The 311-nt window shown below is 57.2% G+C and carries 1 protein-coding gene; it reads left to right on the top strand.

From position 1 onward, the window contains the following. On the top strand, positions 1 to 311 hold a 311-nt coding region (locus tag MXD62_RS08190; RefSeq protein WP_248828802.1), incomplete at both ends, for an SRPBCC domain-containing protein.

Below are 311 nucleotides of genomic sequence, written 5' to 3'. Positions count from 1 at the left end.
ACTGCCTGCCGTTATCCGCCATGATCATTTCGAAGGCTATAAGCAAGGTTGGGAAAGCGACGAATTGTTCGCCGTGTTGCATCGATTGGTCGAGAACAAAACGCTGGAGGAACCATTGATCACCAGCCAAGCAATCTGCGGTGAGGACGGTCCGGAACGGTTGGAGGTGCGCAACAGCATTTATCTGGAGGCTCCGGTGGAACGTGTCTGGCAGGCCTTTTCCTCCGAGGAAGCGCTGCGTCAATGGTGGCATCCTACCACCCAGATCGACCTGCGGCCCGGCGGCAAGTACTCCTTCCACGGTGTCCACC

It is taken from the genome of Frankia sp. Mgl5, from assembly GCF_023242985.1.
GTDB lineage: Bacteria > Actinomycetota > Actinomycetes > Frankiales > Frankiaceae > Parafrankia > Parafrankia soli.
This window is presented reverse-complemented; position numbering and strand designations above follow the sequence as displayed.